General features: G+C 35.9%; 16 protein-coding genes. 10 read left to right on the plus strand and 6 right to left on the minus strand.

The features are described 5' to 3' along the window. Positions 1–840 (plus strand): undecaprenyl-diphosphate phosphatase, encoded by an 840-nt coding sequence (locus EHQ70_RS02565; RefSeq protein ID WP_135583380.1) that lies wholly within the window; start codon positions 1–3, stop codon positions 838–840. Here the strand turns inward: EHQ70_RS02565 and EHQ70_RS02570 are convergent. Then, complete coding sequence (locus tag EHQ70_RS02570) at positions 820–3,339, minus strand: SpoIIE family protein phosphatase (protein ID WP_208729487.1); 2,520 nt, start codon at positions 3,337–3,339, stop codon at positions 820–822. The genes EHQ70_RS02565 and EHQ70_RS02570 overlap by 21 nt on opposite strands. A 54-nt stretch (positions 3,340–3,393) precedes the next feature. Between EHQ70_RS02570 and EHQ70_RS02575 the strand changes: the two genes are divergently transcribed. From EHQ70_RS02575 to EHQ70_RS02585, 3 genes are read left to right on the plus strand one after another with little or no spacing between them, the layout of a single operon-like run. Further along, positions 3,394–4,575: a class I SAM-dependent rRNA methyltransferase gene (locus tag EHQ70_RS02575; RefSeq protein WP_135583382.1), complete on the plus strand. Its 1,182-nt coding sequence runs from the start codon at positions 3,394–3,396 to the stop codon at positions 4,573–4,575. A gap of 25 nt (positions 4,576–4,600) precedes the next feature. Further along, on the plus strand, positions 4,601–6,025 hold the full coding sequence (locus EHQ70_RS02580) for an MBOAT family O-acyltransferase (RefSeq protein ID WP_135583383.1): 1,425 nt from the start codon (positions 4,601–4,603) through the stop codon (positions 6,023–6,025). A 1-nt stretch (position 6,026) separates the two neighbouring features. Continuing rightward, positions 6,027–7,163: a DUF1574 domain-containing protein gene (locus tag EHQ70_RS02585; protein ID WP_135583384.1), complete on the plus strand. Its 1,137-nt coding sequence runs from the start codon at positions 6,027–6,029 to the stop codon at positions 7,161–7,163. On the opposite strand, the gene EHQ70_RS02590 is transcribed toward EHQ70_RS02585, so the two are convergent. Beyond that, the gene (locus EHQ70_RS02590; RefSeq protein ID WP_135583385.1) at positions 7,160–7,759 is read right to left on the minus strand and encodes a J domain-containing protein; all 600 of its coding nucleotides are present in this window, start codon (positions 7,757–7,759) and stop codon (positions 7,160–7,162) included. The two genes, EHQ70_RS02585 and EHQ70_RS02590, sit on opposite strands and share 4 nt — an antisense overlap. Before the next feature lie 63 nt (positions 7,760–7,822). Between EHQ70_RS02590 and miaB the strand changes: the two genes are divergently transcribed. The 3 genes from miaB to EHQ70_RS02605 all read left to right on the plus strand — a co-directional run bounded on the left by miaB (position 7,823) and on the right by EHQ70_RS02605 (position 11,685). Further along, positions 7,823–9,199, plus strand: coding sequence for a tRNA (N6-isopentenyl adenosine(37)-C2)-methylthiotransferase MiaB (gene miaB, locus EHQ70_RS02595; RefSeq protein WP_135583386.1), 1,377 nt, complete (start codon positions 7,823–7,825; stop codon positions 9,197–9,199). Continuing rightward, positions 9,192–10,784: an LptF/LptG family permease gene (locus EHQ70_RS02600; RefSeq protein WP_135583387.1), complete on the plus strand. Its 1,593-nt coding sequence runs from the start codon at positions 9,192–9,194 to the stop codon at positions 10,782–10,784. Before miaB ends, EHQ70_RS02600 begins: the two co-directional genes overlap by 8 nt. A gap of 70 nt (positions 10,785–10,854) precedes the next feature. Next, positions 10,855–11,685 (plus strand): hypothetical protein, encoded by an 831-nt coding sequence (locus EHQ70_RS02605; RefSeq protein WP_135583388.1) that lies wholly within the window; start codon positions 10,855–10,857, stop codon positions 11,683–11,685. Here the strand turns inward: EHQ70_RS02605 and EHQ70_RS02610 are convergent. Beyond that, positions 11,682–12,488, minus strand: a complete 807-nt coding sequence (locus tag EHQ70_RS02610) for an FcpA-related putative periplasmic flagellar protein (protein WP_135583389.1) — start codon at positions 12,486–12,488, stop codon at positions 11,682–11,684. The genes EHQ70_RS02605 and EHQ70_RS02610 overlap by 4 nt on opposite strands. Before the next feature lie 72 nt (positions 12,489–12,560). Between EHQ70_RS02610 and EHQ70_RS02615 the strand changes: the two genes are divergently transcribed. Both EHQ70_RS02615 and EHQ70_RS02620 read left to right on the plus strand, forming a co-directional pair. Next, a complete protein-coding gene (locus EHQ70_RS02615; RefSeq protein WP_135584305.1) occupies positions 12,561–12,995 on the plus strand; it encodes a methylglyoxal synthase in 435 nt (144 codons plus the stop codon). Positions 12,996–13,011: 16 nt separating this feature from the next. Next, positions 13,012–13,572: a hypothetical protein gene (locus EHQ70_RS02620; protein ID WP_135583390.1), complete on the plus strand. Its 561-nt coding sequence runs from the start codon at positions 13,012–13,014 to the stop codon at positions 13,570–13,572. Here EHQ70_RS02620 and EHQ70_RS02625 read toward each other — a convergent pair. Together EHQ70_RS02625 and EHQ70_RS02630 are read right to left on the minus strand one after the other, a co-directional pair. After that, on the minus strand, positions 13,529–15,565 hold the full coding sequence (locus tag EHQ70_RS02625) for a tetratricopeptide repeat protein (protein ID WP_135583391.1): 2,037 nt from the start codon (positions 15,563–15,565) through the stop codon (positions 13,529–13,531). The two genes, EHQ70_RS02620 and EHQ70_RS02625, sit on opposite strands and share 44 nt — an antisense overlap. Beyond that, the gene (locus EHQ70_RS02630) at positions 15,546–17,579 is read right to left on the minus strand and encodes a 6-bladed beta-propeller (RefSeq protein WP_135583392.1); all 2,034 of its coding nucleotides are present in this window, start codon (positions 17,577–17,579) and stop codon (positions 15,546–15,548) included. The genes EHQ70_RS02625 and EHQ70_RS02630 overlap by 20 nt, the downstream gene beginning before the upstream one ends. A gap of 129 nt (positions 17,580–17,708) precedes the next feature. On the opposite strand from EHQ70_RS02630, the gene EHQ70_RS02635 reads away from it, so the two are divergent. Next, positions 17,709–19,298: a peptide chain release factor 3 gene (locus EHQ70_RS02635; RefSeq protein WP_135583393.1), complete on the plus strand. Its 1,590-nt coding sequence runs from the start codon at positions 17,709–17,711 to the stop codon at positions 19,296–19,298. 1 nt (position 19,299) lies between these two features. Here EHQ70_RS02635 and EHQ70_RS02640 read toward each other — a convergent pair whose 3' ends face one another. Next, positions 19,300–21,219: a PP2C family protein-serine/threonine phosphatase gene (locus EHQ70_RS02640; protein ID WP_135583394.1), complete on the minus strand. Its 1,920-nt coding sequence runs from the start codon at positions 21,217–21,219 to the stop codon at positions 19,300–19,302. Between the last annotated feature and the right edge of the window lies 1 nt (position 21,220).

Here is a 21,220-nt window from a genome sequence, read left to right on the forward strand (position 1 = left end):
ATGGACAATACTCTAAATGCGTTTCTCCGTGGCATCATAGAAGCTGCCACGGAATTCCTGCCAGTTTCCTCAACGGGACATCTTTTCCTCTTTAGTTACTTTTTTCCTTTTGAAAATCTACAAGTAGATCACGAATCCTTTGAAGATTTGTTCGATATTTTCATCCAAACAGGCGCTATTCTGTCTGTTGTTGTTTTATACTTCCAACTTCTTTGGAAACAAACGAAGGGTGCGGTTCTTTTTCTCACAAAAAACTCGACCGATAAATCTGGTTTTGAGTTTTATCGAAACTTAATCATAGGAATCCTTCCTATTTTAATCCTGGGATTTGTTTTTAAAAACTTTTTAGACCAAATTAAAATGAGGTCAGATCTTCTTTTAATCCTTGGACTTTCTTGGTTGGTCGGTGGTCTCATTATGGTTTTTGTTGAATGGAAACATTATGATGAAGGAGAAGGGAAATCGATTGGAATCAAAGAATCTATTTTTGTTGGTATTTTTCAATGTTTTGCTTTGATCCCTGGTGTATCAAGATCAGCAGCAACGATCATCACTGCAAGGACACTTGGAGTTTCCAAAAAAGATTCAGCTGAATTTTCTTTTTTCTTAGCTATTCCTGTTCTAACTCTTGCTGGCCTCTATAAACTTTACAAACATAGATCTATATTAAATTCAGAAACTATTGGTCTTTTACTTTTCGGAAGTATTGTTTCTTTTATCATCTGTTATTTTATTATCAGATTGTTTATGGCTTTTATCCGTCGCAGAAGTTTTTTGTCTTTTGGGATTTATCGTATATTGCTTGGGGTTCTCGTAGTTTTATACTTTTTGCGATCCTAAGAATTCTAGATAAAAAGTTTTTTTATCTACATTGTTTGTTTTATCAAGCAGATACATTAATAACTTAGTATTCTGCTTATGAAATTTATTTCGTAAGAACAATCTTTCACACCAAATCACTGATTCTAAGTATTGTCTATTTTTGTATAAAGATCTTGCTGTCATATAGAGGTAGTCCTCATGATTAGGGTTTTGTTTGGAGGCAAGTTTTAGATTTTCTGCCGCTTCCTTCCAATTCTTTAGTTGGTATTGGAGTTTTCCAGCTAAAGCAGAGAATGTCGGATGTGAATAGTTCTCCATTAGAGAAATCAATTTCTCTAATGCTCCTTCATATTCTCCTTGTTTTGTTTTATCTTTGATTTCCAAATATTCTTTTCTTACAAAGTCAGGTAATGAATTCCTCTGATTTTTGGGATAAAATTCGATCCTTAAAAAGGAAAGATCATCGGTAATTTCCCCCGTATTCTCGATCTCATTTACTAAGTTGGAAAGGTTTGTTTCGGAACGTTCCACTAAACGTAAAATTAATGTTTCATCTTCGTTGATGGAACGAGATGACTCATTTTCAGATTTTAGGGCAATATCATCTCTTCCATCAGATCCAATGAGTAAAGTATCACCAGGTTCTAGAGAAAAGGTTTTGATTTGAAAATAGTGATCGTTTTTTGGAAAACCAAGTTTTCGCATAGAAAGTTCTGTTTCAATAAAAGAAGCAACCCCATCTCTATAAAGAATACTCCAAGGATGTTCCGCATTGATATAGTAAATAAAACCATCGTTTGCTACCATCCCAAGAACCACACTCGACAACATGGATCCATCAAAACTAGCAAACACAGATTGAAGTTCTACATAAAGATCTTTCAACCAAAGTTCTGGGGGTCTTGATTTGGTGTAACTGGATTTTGCTCGAGAAAGAACCGCTTGAAACACAACACCAAGTACTAAAGCTCCACCGGCTCCTTGGATGGATTTTCCCATGGCGTCCGCATTAGCAAATACGGTATAGTCTCCATATTCTAAATGGACCGTTCCAACAATGCAGATATCTCCACCGATTTCCCCGTCTTTGCCTCTAAAATGAAACTTTTTCTTTTGATTCACATAAGTTTCGATTTTAATCTCGGGTATTTTGTTTTCGATCCGGGCAAGTGGATGGATGAGTAGGGAAGTTAAAAAATAATCTCCATCTTGTTTTTCCTTCAAAATTTGTAACTGGCTTAACGATTCATTTAAAGCAACTGTTCTATCTTCTACTTTCCTTTCTAGATTTTTGTTTAAGTCTTCCACTTCTTCATTAAGTTTCACAAATGAATTGGCTAAGATGATGGCCAATGAGATATTAAATACAAGGAAAGTGTATCCCATAATTCTTGGAAACACCCAATAGTTACGATTCGTTGCTGAATCGATGATTGTGGCTATGAGAACAATCGTAATTCCTATTGTTATATAAACTGCTCTTCTTTCTTTTTTACGTAAATTTTTATACAGAATAACAAAGATCAAAATTACATAAAACAACCAAGTCGGTTGGATCAAAGTTGTAAGTAAAAAACTAAAAGTTTCTATATTTTGAGTGAATGCAAAAAATAGAAAAAATCCAAGTTGGACAGTATCTAAAATCTTTCCGAAAATATTATATCTTTCTTCAAACAAAGTTCTAAGAAAATGATACATAAATGGAATCAGAAGTAAAATTGTCATGTATTCCAGTTTTTTCATTTCTAAAAATGAAAAGTCAAATTCATACTTGAGTTGGTTTCTTAGAAAATTATAAACTACGAATGAAAAAGAAAATAATGCAAAAAATAAGTTCTCCCTATCCTTTCTACGACGAATGAATAAAAAGAGAAAATAACCACCTACAGTTGAATAAATGGTTAAAAAAAGTAATTTGATAAACTCATCTGTATAAAATCGGGAAGTAATTTTATCTGTAGGGCCTAAGATTGTTTCATCTTGTTCGATTCCACCTGAAGTACCAAAATAGGGTTGAATTTTTACAACGAGTAGATTGTTTTTTCCGTAATTGATGAAATTGGAGGGAATGTTGTAAATTCGTAGTCTGTCGTATGCTTGTGGATCCGTTGCATTCCAAACTCCCGTATTTCCAATTTGTTTTCCATTTAGGTAGGTAATGTCACGATCGTTGATGATTCCAAGGCGAAGAGAATATTGTGTCAGCTTGTCATTGGAAAACGGAATCCACTTTGCAAGTATTACGGTTTTTTTAGCAGCATAGTCCTCCTTTTTTGTATATAAACTACCTGGGATAGAAACTCGTTTCCATTCCTTTGGGGAAAAATTGGATTCTGTAATAGATTGGATTTCGGATTCACTAAAATCTCCTTCTTTCATAAACCAAAGGGATTCCGGATCCTTGTTATTGGAATCAAGTGAAACCATTTCTTTGGATTTTGTACTAGAATTTGGTAATGTTTGCGAATGCACTAGGGAAAAAGAAAAGACAAGAAAAATGAGAATGGATTTTATCATATATAAACGAACTCTTGCGTTCATAACCCTGTAATGTTTCCAAATGGATTCAAAATGGTCATTCGATTAAAAAAGAATAAAGAAAAAGCAATATTAAATTTTCATCCTTGGATCTTCTCCGGAGCAATTGCCTCAGAAGAAAAGGGACTGGTTCCTGGGTCCATAGTCCGAGTAGAATCCTCTTCTGGTGAATTCTTAGCATGGGGACATTATGATCCTAAAAGTCAAATCCGTGTGCGACTGTTCTCTTTTGATGAAAAGGTAGATGGATCGAAGGAAATCGATTGGACATCCAAATGGAACTCCATCTTTGAATCGAAAACAAAACTTTTACCAAAAGATACTACGGGATTTCGTTTATTTCATTCAGAGGGGGATGGTGTTCCCGGAATCATCGTTGATTGCTACCATAAAACGGCTGTTATGCAACTAAAAACACCAGGTGCCATCAGTTTACAAAAGTCACTCATCTCTTTTTTGGAAAGTAAAGGTTATGAAACCATTTTTGAAAAAGGAGAAAAACCCGATGGAAAAATAGGTATAGATTCTATTTTCCATAAGGGAAATGAAACCGAACCAGTTTTCCAAGAACATGGAATTCAATTTATAGCAGACATTACTAAAGGCCAAAAAACGGGATTTTTCCTAGACCAAAGAGACAACAGGGCTTTGGTTTCAAGATATGCTTCAGGAAAAAGAGTTTTAAATACTTTTTCTTATTCAGGGGCATTTTCTGTGTATGCATTGTTAGCAGGTGCTGAGTTTGTTCATAGTTTAGATATCTCCAAACAGGCAATCGAACTTTGTGAGCGGAATTTGAAACTCAATGGTATTAGTTCTGAAGGGAACCAATCCAAACATAAAGGATTGGTTCTAGATAGTTTTGATTATTTGAAAAGTATGGATTCAAATCTTTATGATTTGATCATTTTAGATCCTCCTGCCTTTACAAAGAGTATTTCCACTGTCAATCAGGCTAGTCGTGGTTATAAAGACATCAATATGCGGGCCATGGCAAAGATCCAAACGGGTGGCCTTATTTTTACCTTTTCATGTTCCCAACATATTTCTTTTGATTTGTTTAAAAAAATTGTATTCGGGGCAGCAAAAGATGCCAAAAAAAGAGTTAGAATTTTGCACCATCTAACCCAGAGTCCCGACCATGGTTATTCTGTCTTCCATCCAGAGGGAGAATACTTAAAAGGACTTGTGATTCAGGTTGATGGAGATACATGATCTCATACATTGGTGAAATCTTAGAATGAAATTTACATCCCTTAGTTTTCTTTTATTCTTCCTTGTTGTTTATTGTTTGCATTGGATTTTTCGTGGCAAACTTCGATTGGGATTTTTATTTTTGGCCTCGCTCGGATTTTATGCAGCTTGGTCGATTCCCTTTGCTTTCCACTTCCTTATCATCGTATTATTAAATCATATATTTAATAAACAAATCCTAAAAAACAAATCTAGTATTTGGTATCCGATTTCCCTTCTTTTCAATTTTGGAAACTTATTTCTTTTTAAATATTTCTATTTTCTCTGGGCAATTTTTTTCCAAATCACTGGTAGTGTCTTTTTTGCACCTGAATCCATCCAAAGTTTTTTGAATTCCCAATTTGGTGCTGATTCCATTACCTTACCGCTTGCCATTAGTTTTTATACATTTCAAATGGTAGCATATACCATCGATATCAAACGTGGGAATGCGGAAGAGAATCCCAGTTTTTTACAATTTGCACTGTTTATCTTTTTCTTTCCACAATTGGTTGCAGGACCTATTGTTCGGCACGGTGAATTTTTTTACCAATTAGAAGTTTGGAACGCAAAAAAAGAACAACTCTTTGAAGGATACTATTTAGTATTTTTAGGTCTTTTTAAAAAAGTAGTCATTGCAGATAATTTATCTCCTGTCATCGAACCTGTCTTTCAAAATCCAGACCATTATGATGGAGTCACAAACCTGATTGCTATCTTTGGTTATGCTGCGAGAGTTTTTTGTGATTTTAGTGGTTACACTGATTTAGCGCGAGGTCTTGGGAAATTACTCGGAATTAATTTACCAGAAAACTTTCATGCCCCTTATTTATCCGGTTCGGTTCGAGAACTTTGGACACGTTGGCATATGACCTTAGCCACATGGATTAAGGATTATATTTATTTCCCATTAGGTGGATCAAGGGTTTCAGAATACCGCGGTTATTTAAATTTAATTGTGACCTTTACTTTGGCTGGGTTTTGGCATGGTGCTAATTTTACCTTTATTCTCTGGGGGTTTTGGCACGGTTTGATGCTGAGCCTAGAAAGGAAAATTGAACTCATCCGTAAACCTGACAAAACCATCAAACCTCATGTTTGGAAAAGGGTTTTAGGAATCGTTTATACGTTTTTATTTTTTGTATTTACCATTCCGTTTTTTAATGCTCCATCCGTTCAGAATGCCCTTGCTATGTATGCAAATGTATTTACAGGAGCTTCTGGGGAAAGAACGAATAAGTCAGAACTAGTTCTTTATAGTTTGGTTCTAACCTTTTTACTTAACTATTTACAAACAAAACCAAGTTTTCCAAGAGAGAACTGGTCCACGAAAACCTCGATTGGTTTTCTATTGTTCTTTTCATTGGTCGTAACTATTTTGTTAGGTTATCTTGCACCGGGAGGAACGGAATTTATCTATTTCCAATTTTAATATGAATTCAAAATTTAAATTTCCTGTCGTTTTGTATCCTATCCTTTTGGCTGTATCACTTTTCCTTTTGGATAAAATTTTCTTTTTACCTGTAATTGTGGAAAACACTTATAGTTGGAAAAAAATCGAACGAAAGTTCTATGAACTAAAAGAAGATCTTTTTGAAGTGATGTTGGAAGAGATCAAAAAAAATCCCTCTAAACAAATAGGATTAATTCTCGGAAGTTCCAGGTCAGGTGAATTTGATTCCGAAATGTTGGAATTGTTTTTTCCAAATACAAACTCCTTTAATTTTGCTGCTCCCTTTGGTCCACCGAGTTTCCAAGCATACTGGTTAGAAAGATCCTTAGATGCCAAAATCCCTCTTCGTTATGTTTTGATTGAGGTGGATCCACTTTTATTTTCGCAGTCAGCCATTGACTATTCTTTGAATGGTTCATATGACAATGAATATGTTCTAAAACAAATTGATTTCTATCGTACAAGAACAAAAAATCCTTGGGTCGCGGATGCAAAAGGTTTTTCAACTGATGAAGTCGAAATTTATCTATTAAAGAAACTTTTTGCCTTATATAAATATCCATTAGATCCAACAGCGATCAAAGCCAATAATAAAGAAATCGAAGTAGGATTCTTTCCTGGAATGTCTGTGGGAATTACTGGTAAGGATCACAAAAGAAACTATGTTGATAAAATCAAACTTGTCAACCGTGTGAAATTTGGTGCATTGCCTAACGAAATCAAATTTGCGAACATGGATGTTTTTATCGAAAGAGATGCTGAGGCCATGTACAATCAGTACTTACGAGGACAAAGTCTTGCTCCCACACAGATCTATTTCTTTAAAAAAATGTTGGAACGATTGAAAGGAACAGGAATCCCTGTGATTATTTATTTTCCAGCTGTATCTGAGGCACTTCGGAAACGAATGTCTACAGATGGGCTTTTAGAAAAGTTTAATTTAGAAATTAAAAATGCAGTTTCTATTGCTTCCAAAACTCCGAATTCAAAATTTACTGTGGTCGATCCTAATATTGATCCAAGGTGGGTTTGTAAGGACTTTGTTGACTCTCTTCATTTGAGTGGAGCTTGTTTTCCAAATTTGTTGCCAATCCTTTTTCCAAAAGACATCCGTTAGGTTCTATTTTCCTTCCGCTTTGCTAATCCTTTTTTCAAAAAGCGGAATCGGAAAACAAGATAACCAATGGCACTACAAACTAAAAAGAGTCCCGATCCCCAAGTGGAATTGGTATCGATCCAATTCTTTTCCATTTCCGTATTTCCAGTCCAGAGGGAATGGACTAGGATTAAGGCAGAATACAATAAAAGGTTTAAAACCATATAGATAGTTGTTTTTTTGAGAATCCAAAGGGTGTCTCCCATCTCTTCTCGGAAACTAGTAAATTCGCTGATTACTTCCTGGTAGGTTTTGTTGTGCCCCAATCGGTAAACATCATAAGCTTCTTCCATTTCGGGATCCTTGGCTTTTCCATCCAGTAGGACAAAATCAAAGTCTAGCTGAGCATCATAATCCATCCGTTTTTTAGGATCGGTTAAGGTCAGGTAGGCTCGTGTTAGCTCTAGGATTTTTTCCTTTGCCTCCAAAATTCCTGCTCTCTCCAACCTTTCCCAAAATTCCATTTCTTTCAGGTAAATGGCCTCAATGGTCTCTGGAGTGGATTCTTTTGTGACTCCTAAGCTTCCGTAGTATGTTTCCCGTTTTGTCCAAGCCATATACCCCTTTTAGTACCTATCTTCTTTGCTTTACAAGGAAATTTTCTGGAAAAACATATCATTATGAACCCATCCTTGACTGAAAATCCAAACACAGAAACCCCCATCCAATTGGGAAAGGTCTATGTGGAGACCTATGGATGCCAAATGAACGAATACGATTCTGGGATTGTCAAGGAGTTGTTTCGCAAAGAGAATTACGAAACTGCTGAAACAATTGAAGACAGCGATATCATATTCTTGAATACCTGTGCCGTAAGGGAAAATGCACATGCGAAAATCTATGGTCGGTTGCAATCACTTGGTTATCTAAAGAAAAAGAATCCCAATCTTGTGATTGGTGTCCTTGGTTGTATGGCGCAAAACTTAGGGGAAGATTTATTCCACCAAGAACTTCCACTGGATCTCATCGTTGGACCTGATAACTATAGAACTTTACCAGAACTCATTCAAAAAATTAGAGAAGGGGAAAGAGACGTTCAACTAACGCGTCTTTCTCGGACAGAGACTTACGATGAATTAGAACCAAAAGTTGTAAATGGAATCCAAGCCTTTGTTACCATTATGCGCGGTTGTAATAACTTTTGTACTTTCTGTGTTGTACCTTATACCAGAGGTAGAGAACGAAGTCGAGAACCAGGTTCTATTGTTACAGAAATCCTTCAGTTGCAAGCGATGGGTGTCAGACAAGTCACATTACTTGGTCAAAACGTAAATAGTTATTCTTATGAGAGTATGGACTTTTGTGCGCTTGTCGAAAAAATTCTAAATGAAACAACGATCGAAAGAGTTCGGTTCACAAGTCCTCATCCAAAAGATTTTCCAGATCATTTGATTTCTCTTATGAGTAAAGAACCTCGTTTTTCTTCTCAAATTCATATGCCTCTCCAAGCGGGAAGTTCGAAAGTATTACGTGATATGAAACGAAGTTATACTAAAGAAGAGTATTTAGATTTGGTAGCCAGTATCCAAACTCGAATTCCGGATATTGGAATTACTTCAGATATAATTGTTGGTTTTCCGGGAGAAACGGAAGAAGAATTTCAAGAAACTTTAGAAGTCGTTAAAAAAGTTAAATTTGATATGTCTTATATGTTTAAATATTCTGAACGAGAAGGAACAATCGCAAAACGAAAGTTTATCGACGATGTATCAGAAGAAACAAAAAGCAAACGATTAATTGAACTTGTAGAACTTCAAACAAAAATTTCGCATGAAAAAAACCAATCTAAGATTGGACAAACTTTTTCTATACTCATTGAAAACACTTCTAAAAAATCAAAATTAGAATTATGCGGTCGTTCTCATTGCGGGCGTATGGTTGTTTTTCCCATCCCTGAAGGTTCCTCAACTGATCCAACGGATTGGATCGGAAAAACTGTCAATGTAAAGGTAGAATCAGCAACAAGTGCAACCTTAAAAGGAAAACTAGTTGTCTAAACCAGTTGATTTACGAACCGTTCGAGTTTTTTCGAAAGATGACTTACCACCAGGTTTTATGGTGGATACGGATCGTTTAGGTAGATGGAAACGTTTTAAACCATCCATTCTCCGCATTTACATTCTCAAAGAAATTTTGAGTCCATTCTTGGTGGCACTTTCCTTTTTCACAATGATTTATATGGCAGTAGCCATTCAGAAAATGATTGGTCTATTTGTTGGAAAGGGTGTCGATTTCTTCCGGCTTTTGGATTATATGGGATATGTTTTTGGAAATACGCTTCCCATGACAATTCCTATGGCTTGTCTTATGTCTGGAATTATGGCAGCAGGTCGTTTGTCTGGAGATTCTGAAATCACGGCTATGCGAGCTTCTGGAGTTTCTTTTCCTTATATCTACTCAAACTTTTTAGTTTTTGGATTTTTAATGACCCTGATTGTAGGGTATTTGAATTTTTATTTAGGACCAGAAAACACTCGTAAGATGAAGGATTTTGATAACTGGATTGCCACCTACAATCCGTTACTTGCCATTCAACCTGGTCAATTTTCGGGCGATAAAACCCAAGATTTCTTTTCGGAAAAGGGAAGGACAATGTATTCCGGAGGCACCGATGAGGATGGAAATTTAAGTAATGTCCAAATTCGTGAGTGGTCTATTTCTGCAGACGGAACCGATTTCATTATGGTAAATAATTTAGCGGTTCCTATGGGTGGATCCCGAATGTTACAAATCATCAATGCTAAAGAAGGTTACTTAGTTGAGAAAAAAAATCTAACTGGTGAATATGAAAAGTCCGTACGTCTTCGAAAAGGATATGTGATTGAGTGGGATCCTGAAACCAACGCCATTGGAATTACAAATTTTATGGATGGGGAAATGGATTATAATACCCCAGCTAAAAAAGAATCAAAAACTCTTAGCATCAATGTAAAACCTGATACTTTTTCTTTACCGATGTTAATCGAAATTAGAAATGCTATCGAATCGGAAGGTTTAGAAAATATACCTGGTTTAGAAATTCTAAAAGAATACGGACTATCGATTAAGGGTGTCGGTGGATTGAAACAAATGGTGGAGCAGTTTAAGTATGAAATACTTATGGGTGCAAGTAGCGGAAACCAAGAAGACATGGCACAGAAATTTGCACTCTTCACTCAATTATCCGAACTATTAAATGAATCCAAAAAAACTCTTACTGGCTTTAATGTAGAAATTCATAAGCGATTTGCGACTCCATTGTCTTGCCAGATATTTTTCTTTCTTTCTTTCCCTCTTGGTCTTGTCGTCAAAAGGTCGGGAAAAGGAATGAGTTTCACCCTAGCTGTTATTTTTCTCCTTATCTATTATACTTTTTTTATATTTGGATCGGGTATTTCCTATAAAGAGAATGTACCGGATTGGGTTGGACCATGGTCTGCAAATATTGTGATTGCAACCTTATCTATATACATTATGATTTCACGCACTGATGCTAAGCTCCCAGAGTCGATTAGAAGCCGGTTAGGATTTTATTTCCGGTTTCGGGATCGCCTTGAGGAACGAGTCGAATTGATAAAAAATCGCTTCCGAAAAGGCAAATAAGATAAAATTTGCTAGAAAATTCCTCTCACTACGGTCCTATAGAATCAGTTGAAAATACAGGAGATCTGGTTTGAAAACATCTTATATTTGGAATCTTTCGCATGGGCGCCCATTTCCGGTTGAGCTCTGGAAACATTCAAAAATCAAGATTCAAGTCAATCAAATGGACTTGAGTGAGATTGATCGCATTTCGATCACTCCTAATGACATTCATATTTTGTTTGTTCAAGTTTCACTTGCGGAATGGAAACAAATCCAACAAACCATAACTTCTTCATTTGAAGTAAGTCCTTATCTTTCTTTGATTCTAATTTCTTCGCCCGATGGTTCAGAACAAATCCAAGAATTAGTACAATCCCATCCCAAGTATTTGGTTTTGGAAAATCCACTTCATGTTCGTGAACTCAGAATGATTTTAGATAGAACCATCCAGTCGGAATCATATAAAGCAGCTGCCTTAGATATAGGTAATTCCTGTTTGGAAAACGTTGGATTCTTTGAAGGTGTTTTTTCTTTGGCCCATCAGGAATATGAAGAATCCAAAAAGGAAAACGAAGCTCTACGTTCTATTTTAAAATACGAAGAATTGGTCAAACGTTCTCAAGCTGGGATTAGTAATGCTTTAGAAAAAGTAAATGATATGAAAAATCAAGAGTTGATTGAACTTCATGAACGTGTGAAAGCAAGTCAACAATTGGATGAACTTCGTGAAAAAGAGCTAAAACAAGCTCTAGAATTACAAAAAGCAACAGAACAAGTTTTGAATTATTCGCGAATTGAGGAAATGAATTTGGATAAAATTTTGAGAGCTCAAGATCGACTTTTTGAATATACCGAACAAGAAATTAAAGAACTCGTTGAAGAAAATAGATCTTTAAAAAAGAAACTTGGTTTGATTTAAAAATCTTTTCCCACTTTTTCTTCTATGGCTGCGTATTCTTTGGAATCGCGTCCATAGTGAATTTCCGCAAATCGCAGTAAGTGTTTTTTCTTTAATCCTTTAAACTCGTAATACAACTCTTGATTTTTAGATTTAACGGCTGTTTGTTCCATTTTCTCATAAGATAATGCGAGGAGCCTATGTGGTTCAGCTTCTGTTTCATTTTTTGAAGTTAGTTCTATATACCGATGGGTAAAATCAATTACTTGTAAATAGTTTTTGAAGGCTTCTTGGTGTTTGATGTATTCTCTATAAATTCCAGATTTTAAATCCAAATAGGGTGCACTTTCTTTTACCTTTGGATTTTCAATTTTATCTAAAAAGTTCATTCCCTTAACTAATTTTCCTATGGTTTGAGTTCTTAAATCGAAAATTTGTTTTTGAAATTCCTTTTCTTTGTTATCTTTTCGAACTTGTTTTTGCCACTCATAACGATCTTCGTAATAAATTTCTTTTTTGGAGTCTTCTCGATTTTTTTCGACGATTTTTCTACCTAATTCAAAATGTTCGATAGCACTGGAATATTCTTTGTTTGCTTCTTGCCAACGTTTTTGAGAATTCTTTTCATCAATCAAATTAAGAATTGGGATTGTTTCCAGTTTCCGAGAATCTTCACCCCAAGGAGATCCTGATTCTGGTGTTGTTGGCAGAATGGATTCCACCCGATTTTCTGTAATTGCAGATGGTTTCGTTTCTTTGGAACTAAGGGAATAAAATCCTAGGAAAGTCAAAGAAATCCAAAAAAATAAACTAGGAAATTTCATTTACAGGGAAACTTTCCTTGAATCCTAGATATTGGCAAGAACTATCAATCTATGGTACTAATTCAAAGAAAAATGGAAATCACCAAAAAGATCGTTCTGATTGCTCATGATAACAGAAAAGAAGACTTACTCGATTGGGTAAAATACAATCGCGGCACTTTGAGCAAACACCATCTCTCCGCCACGGGAACTACTGGAAAGTTAATCCATGAACAAATTGGCCTTCCTGTCTTCCGATTCATCTCAGGACCTCTCGGTGGCGACCAACAGATTGGATCAAAAATTGTAGAAGATGGAATTGATTTTATGGTTTTTTTCTGGGATCCTCTATCTGCCCAACCACATGATCCAGACGTAAAAGCATTACTTCGTATTGCAGTATTGTATAATATTCCAATGGCTTGTAACAGATCCAGCGCCGATTTTTTAATTTCGTCACCTCTTATGGAAACTGAATACAATAGGCAGTTGATTGATTATGGATCAAGACTACCCGCAAAAGCATAAGCCTAAACTACACTAAATGAACTGGTTCCCGTTCCAAAAGAAAAGGCAAAGTATCCTAATTTCGAAAGATGTCATCACTAGAATTGAGGAAGAATCGATAAAACAAGGAAAACCTCAAGTTTTGTTTGTGGAACTCAAACGAAATCAAGATGGTTTGGGTAATGTTCTCGTTGGTTTTGCAGATAAAAATATTACAGACATTGGTTTTATACGATTTCCTAATAAAAAAATGGAATCTATTCTTTCGTTAGGTGAACTACGATTCGAATTTGGAAAATTCTATTTTTACCCTAATGTTGATTTAGAATGGAAAAATACACCAAAGCCAAACATCTACCAGATAACTTCAAATTATGAATTTTCATCGGAACCAATTTATCTGGAAGCCGAAAATTTTTTTCGGTTGCGTCGAGAGCTAAAAGAATGTTTTCAAAGGGAAGGCGTACATTCTGTATTTTTTAAAAAGAATATTTGCCAACTGGAAATTTCAAATTTGAATCAAACGATAGAAGAACGAATCTCTGAAGAGATTCTTACTTACCTTTCTTCTCTTTACCAGAGTCCGTGGGTAGAATGACATCATCTCCAGTAGCCAGTTCTTTTTCCCAACCTCGAACATTTGGTTTTACAGAAGAAATCGATTTCCCAAGTTCTGTGATGACTCCCTGAAATAGGGTATTTCCTTTTCTTTGAAACTCTAATTTAGAATCTTTTTTTAAGCCGTCATCTTTTCCGAGAGAAACAATCACTTCGTCTTTTTTAATTTTGAGAATTTTACCTTCTTTCGGAAGAATTTCTCTAATTCGTTCACCAATACGATGGATCACTGTAGGCAAACTATCTCTACCTCTCTGGTTTGTGGACCAAGTGGCAATGTCTCGTAAACTATCTCTATCATAAAGAGAAACATCTACGCGGATGTCCCCATCTTTAATCTGATACTTACCATGAACGATATATCGAATTTTAACAGCATTCCTGCGTTTGGTATCTAAAAGATGTAAGTCATCAATTGCAAAAGGAAGGGTTTGTGAGAATGGATGGAAACTTGATTCTTTCAAAAGCCCACGAATTTGGTTAAATTCATTCCCATCAATAACACGTACTGATTGTATTTGTTTTAAGTTATAACGAATCGCCTCTCCAAGTAATCTTCCCGCTTGTAAATGGTAAGGAAATGGCAAACTAGACTCCAAATCGAAAACATAAACTTCGGGACTGAAACGAACTGTATTTTCTTGGATTAAGTTTGGATCGATTTGGAGATAACCTTCTCTAAATTCAATAGACTCTTTAAGGTTTTTAATAGAAAATTCTAGTTTGTTTTGGAGTTTGAAGGAGTTTGGATCTTCTTCCCGTAATCTTAATAATAAATTTGTATATTTTACTGCTTCACCAGTTTGGTTATAAAACTCTAGTAACTCCTTTCGGATAACGGGAGTTTGTGGGCTTAGGTCTTTTGCTCTTTTCAAATGAAATAGTGAACTTTTGTGATAAAAGGAATATTTTTCGGAATAAAACCGATCTCTTCGGTAATCTCCAAGTTCTCTTCGAAGTTTTGATTCTTCTTTTTCTGAAGCAATCGAATATTCTTCTGCTTCAAAACGTAATAGTTCATCTAAGTCATCTAGTTGTAGGGCTCTACGGTAATGATAGGTTGCAAATTTTGTTTCTCCCAATTCCCAAGCTAAATTTGCTTCTAAGCTATGATAAAGTTGGTTGTCTGGAAATTCTCTAGCTAATTCGTATATGGTTCGAAATGCACGTCTTTTCATTTCTTTGTTAGATGTAAAATTTGACAAAATGATATCGTGATATACCGAATAGAAACGTGCCATTTCTCCCTTGGGATCAAGGTTTAGAGAATTTTGAAGGGTTTCTTCTACAATTGGCAATACCGATTTTAATTGATTCGGATGAAAATAGTTTTGATACAAAAGAACTTTTGCCTTAAATGCAAAACCTTCTGGATCGTTTGGTTCTTTTTTTGTATAAGAATCAATAGAATTATAAGAATCGTTAAAGTTCTGTTTGGTGAAGTAAAGTTCAGCCAACATTCGTAGTAAATCAGGAGGTTCTTCTAATTTTGTTCCTAAAGTTTTGATTTTATAAATTGCTGAATCCAGTTTCCCTTGTTTTTGTAGGGACTTTGCTTCTGTGATACGTAATGCTGTGTGGTTTGGATATTCGATAAGTAAAGGATCAATCAGTTTAGCGATTGCATTAAAATCAGAATCTAATAAATAAATTCCAGAAAGGCCAGTGACTGCTGGAATGTGTTTGGGTTCTCGATCTAAAATTTCTAAATAAAACTTTTTACTTTCACGAAAAGCTCCCAGTTTAAAACTACAATCAGCTACACCCAGTTTGGCATCTATGGAGTTGCGGTTCTTTTGTAAGGCAGATTGGTAAAACTGAATGGCTTTTCGGCAATTGTTTTCCGATTGGAGACGTTTGCCTTCACCTATATCTTCTAAAGCATTTGGTTCTGCCATGAGAAAGGAAACAGAGACAAAAAAAACAAATCCAAACAAACGGAAATAAATAGATTTAACGAGGTTCTGGAACAAAATATCCTCCTTCGTCTCTACCTTTAACACCTCGGTGTTCTACACCAATGGCAAGTTTAATGTATCTGTTGATTAATTCTGGATTTGTATCCGTTTTATAAGATAAAATATAACGGTAATCTATATGTGATTTTAGTTTTTTGTAAAGGTCTCGTTCTTCACCTTCGCCATCCAAAACAATATAGCGTCCGTTTGTTGGTCCCGTCATATCCGACCAAGATTCTTCTAAGCTGGGATTGGGATTTACAGTTAAAACATAAATCGGTATGGAATGTGCTTTGGAAAAAGCAACAATTCTCGATTTTTGATATTGTAAAAAACTATCCTCTCTACTTTCCCCTGAAACCAAATAAACTAGAGCTTTAGGGCCTGTTTCTAAAGATAACTTTTGTAAGGCTGCAATACTTGCTTTTCCGAAATTGTATTTTTCTTCTGAAACACTATCTCTAATTTTAGCAAGGATGTCTCGTAAGGATACCGTCTCTGGTAATACTAAATTGCTATCTTTCCCAGCTCTGTATAGGCTGATTTTGTCTGTATCGCGAAGAGATCGAAAGAAAGGGAAAAGTCCATCTTCTAAGGATAATTTTCCTTTTTTTAAACCATCACTATTTTCATAAACCATCGCTACAGATAGTTTATCATTTAATTTGTTTTTTCTAGCTAAGGAAAAAAGCGGTGTCATGTTATCATTTTCAAAAATTCGAAAACTCAAACGGTCGATTCCAACAATTTCTTTTCCGGCACGATTACGAACTCGAGTATAGATATGAATGTCCGGAAATCCAGATGTATCAATGGATTCAATTTTTAAATCTAAATTGGTGAGAAGGTTGTTTTTTTGCGAAAAAATATCAATTCTATGTTTTCCAAAGTCAACAAAATACAAACTTCCTGTGGAATCCATATTGGTGGAAAAGGGACGAAACAAAACTCGATAAACACCTTTTTTGTCTCGAAATTTGTTTTGTTGTTTCCATTCACCATGTAACAATGAATAGGTCCAAATTCCGGTTAACTCGTCTGTTAAAAAAATCTGATTATCAAGAATGCGAATGCTTCTTGGTTTTTTCCATTCAGGTTTTTCAATGGTATCTAAAGTGTTTCCATCTCCATCAAATACAATCACTCTTAGGTTTTCTTTATCTACAACATAAATCTTATTATCGTGAACGGTAATTCCAGATGGATTCGCCAGTTTGGAACGTCCCGATCCCTGTAGTTCTAAAATAAATTTTCCATTGGAGTTGAATTTTTGAATCCTTGCATTCCCAGAATCGGCTACATAAATGTTTCCATTGGGTTCAATAAAAATAGAGGAGGGGCCTCTAAACTGTCCTTGTCCTTTTCCGGAACCGCCGAAGGAGGAAATGAAACTTCCAGACAAATCAAAAATTAAGATCTCATCGCGGACAAAGTCTGCTACATAAACTTTTTCGTTATAGTAGGCTAAGGAAACAGGACGATCTAACTTTCGAGTGATTCCACCTCTCCAATTGGAGATTGGTGTACCTGCCGCATTGAACTTAATAATATTTGAAGTATCAAATCCTGCTACGTAGAAATTCCCATCTTCATCAAAAGTAATATCTACTGGATTACGAAATCTATATCCTCGAATTGAATCACCTTCAATAGTTTTAAAATATACTTTTTCTTTATCTGTGACCCCACCGGCAATGGCGAGGCGAAGTGCTTCAATTTTGTTTACGATTAATAGATCATTTTTGGCTTTTGAAGTTAGAATTTCTAATTCATCCAGTGCTTCTTCCCATTCGCCTAACAAATAGTAATTGTTGGCAAGTTCTAACCTAGCCAAATGGAAATCTTTCTTTAAATTAACAGCTTTTTGAAATCGTTCTTTCGCTGCGGAATACTCTCTTAAATTTTTATAAGTGAGGCCGCGTTTGAATTCTTCCTTGGCATTCTCTTCCCCCAAGGAAAAGTTGGGAAAGTCCAGAGGGAAAATTTGTGTGCTCACCAATAGAAAGACAAACGATAGTAACTTTCTCAAAGACACTCCCTCCACCCCCAATCTAATGGGACATAATCTACAAGTCAACACCTTCCTTAGGATTTGGAGCCTAAGTTTCCTCTTTATTCTCGACAGAATCTTAAATTTAAACAGCATGGAACTCAAGTTATGTCTCCTGAACTCATAGAACGCGAAGTCCGCCGCCGGAAGACTTTTGCCATCATTGCTCACCCCGATGCGGGAAAAACTACCCTCACTGAAAAGCTCCTTCTTTATGGAGGTGCGATCCAACTTGCTGGTGCGGTAAAAGCCAAAAAGGAAGGAAAATCCGCAACATCCGATTGGATGGCCATGGAAAAGGAAAGGGGGATTTCGATCACCTCCGCTGCCTTACAATTTGAGTATAAAAATAGTATTCTAAACCTTCTCGATACTCCTGGACACGAGGACTTCTCGGAAGACACGTACCGAACCTTAATGGCAGCCGATACTGCTGTGATGGTGCTTGATGCCGGTAAAGGGGTCGAACCCCAAACCATTAAACTTTTCCGAGTTTGTCGAGAACGTGGAATTCCCATCATCACCTTTATCAACAAAATGGATCGTCCGACTAAGGACCTTTATGCGCTTCTCGATGAAATTGAAAAAGTTCTTGGGATCAAGGCAGTTCCTGATGTTTGGCCACTAGGAACGGGTTTTGATTTTAAAGGAGTTTATGACTTAAGGGACCAACAATTGTATTTGTTCGATCGCACACCTGGTGGAAAACAAAAGGCAGTGTTTCGTATGGCAGGTCCGACTGATCCTAGTCTGGACGAACAGTTTGATGCCGAAATTGTCACTGCGTTTCGTGAACAAATTGATTTGGTAGAAAATGGAATTGGTCAAGTTGACAAAAATTCTTTTTTACTAGGAAAGGAAACACCGGTTTACTTTGGTTCGGCGGTCAATAACTTTGGAATCGAACTTTTTTTAAATAAATTTTTAGAGCTAGCACCTGGTCCTGATCACATTCCTCTTCGAGATGGGAATTATTTAGATCCGGTGAATGCACCTTTTAGCGCTTTTGTCTTTAAGGTCCAAGCCAATATGAACAAGGCACATAGAGACCGAATTGCCTTCCTTCGCATTTGTTCTGGTGTTTTTGAAAGAGGTCTTAACGTAAACCATAACCGCTTAGACAAACCGGTTAAGTTATCTTCTAGTTTCGCTTTTTTTGGCCAGGATCGGAACACCGTGGATACAGCTTATCCGGGTGATATCATTGGCCTCGTGAATCCAGGAACATACAAAATTGGAGATGTTCTATCTACTGGAAATACACCACCACTTCGTCCACTCCCAAGTTTTGCTCCTGAACTTTTTGCCACTATTTCTTGTAAGGATACCTTACAACTCAAATCCTTTAAGAAGGGTCTTGACCAGTTGGCAGAAGAAGGAATTCTTCACCTTTTCACCTCACGAACGATTGGTGGTGGAGTTCCTATCATTGGAGCTATGGGCAAACTACAATTCGAAGTTTTCCAACGACGTTTGAAAGATGAATATGGTGCAGATACCTCCATCCATATCCTTCCATACGGAATTTCACGTTGGGTGAAAAAAGAAGATCGTTCCAAAATTCCATCAAACGCTAATTTGGTAGAGGATCTATTTGGAAATATGGCACTTCTTTTTGATACAGAGTGGGATATGAACTATTTCCACAAAAACAACGAAGGAATTGAACTTTTAGACAATCCTCCTTTGGAAGACTGATTTAAATGACTTCTATCCCAATCCAGGTGATATCATCTAGGAATGGGATTCCTTCGGAATAAGATTTGATTTTAAGTTCTAACTCTTGTTTGATGAGGGACATGTGTTTTGACCCGACAGAATTAAAAAACTGGAGTAATTCCGGTTCATAGAGTTTTTCACTTTTAGAGTTTTCAACATCCTTCAATCCATCTGTAAAAAGAAAAAACCTGTCTCCTTTTTCCAGAGGAAGTTCTAAAACTTTGGGTTCTCTGTTTAATAACATCCCAAACATAGGGTTTAATTTTTCATAACATTCCATAGTTTTTGTTTGTTTTGAAAGATGCAACATACCTGGATGGCCTGCATTTCCATATTGAATTGTATTTTTGTTGAAATCAAAAAGTAAAAAAAGGAAGGGAACAAAGGCATAAGGATCGGGAAAGTTTGTAGAAACACCTTCATTCATTTTTTTTAGGATTTGTTTTGGATCCGATTCTGTTTTCACTATTTGGTGAAATAAAACACGAAGTACGGTCATCATCATTGCTGCTTTCACTCCATGCCCGATCACATCACCGAGTGCAAAAATAGAACGATTGTTACCTAAATCAATATAGTCATAGTAGTCACCTCCAACTTGGATAAGAGGTTTGTATAAAACTTCGTAATCTAGATGTGGGAGTATAATGATTTGGTTGGGAAGGTATTTTTTTTGTAAATCTTTTGCATAAGCCATTTCCGTTTCAAATTCCAAACGTTTTTTGGTTACGTTTTGAACAAGAACAAGGGCTCCACTGGCAAATTTATACTTTTGTTCTAAAAACCAAAGTTGGTATGTGATTTCTAATAAATATACAGAGCCATCCTCTGAATAAAATTCTGATTCTTCTTTCCTTAGGTTCTGCGCATCATTTTGTAATTTAGAATCGTCTTTTAGAAACAAACTGGCTTCTTTTTCAATCCATTCCTTTACCGATAGTTGGTCTCGGTATAGATTTGATACAAGAAGGTTGGGTTCAATTTCCTGGTTTTCTAATAGGATTTTGCCTTTGGGATCAAATAGAATGGCTGCATAGGGATATTCTTGTAAAAGAAGTCTAAGTTTTTGTTTGGATTCAATTTCCCTGAGAGAGATAACCATTGAAAATAGAAAAGATAATACAAATAAAGAAATCAGAATTAAAATATTTCTTTTTAAAGATTCCTTAATAGGAGCTAAAACTAAATCTTTTGGACTGACAATGAATAGGTGGAGTGGTAAGTGATACATTGGAAAACTGACCACGAAATAGTCCATTTCCTCTTTTATTGATTCATGAAGAGAGGGTAAATTGGAATGAGTTTGGAGAAAAGAACTGACATCTGACTTCCAAAATTCAGAAACCAAAAAATCATCTTCTATAAATCCAGATATCCCAAAATCTCCAGAACTATTTAGGATAAAAAGACCTTCATTGGAATCGCTAAATGGTGAATCAAGCAAAGCATCTTCCAGAAATTTTGCCGAATGAATCGAGATAAACTTTCCGTTCGATACAATTAGGTAAGAATTGGATTCTGATTCCCATTTGCAGCGAACAAGTGTTAATTCCTGTATTTCTAAAATATCTTTTGTGATCGGAAAACAATGAGATTGGATTTGAGAAAACTCTGAGAGAGGGAGGTAGCCAATATTTTTTTTGTTCGTAAGATCTGTATTAATTTGTTCTCGAATTTGGTTTTCCAAATCAATTGTTAAGAGTTGGATCCGAATGAGTTGGAATCTTTGGTTCCAGTCCAATGCTTCTCTATATCTGGAATGAATCATGGAGGAAATCAAAAGGAAATAGGGAATGATGAGAAACGCGATGATAGAAAGGAATAATTTGAGAAAGGACTTGGTTTTGACTACGTATAGAATATTATCCGACAACTCACGGATTCTTTGTCGAGAATACACG

This window comes from Leptospira congkakensis (genome assembly GCF_004770265.1).
In the GTDB taxonomy this organism is placed as follows: Bacteria; Spirochaetota; Leptospiria; order Leptospirales; family Leptospiraceae; genus Leptospira_A; species Leptospira_A congkakensis.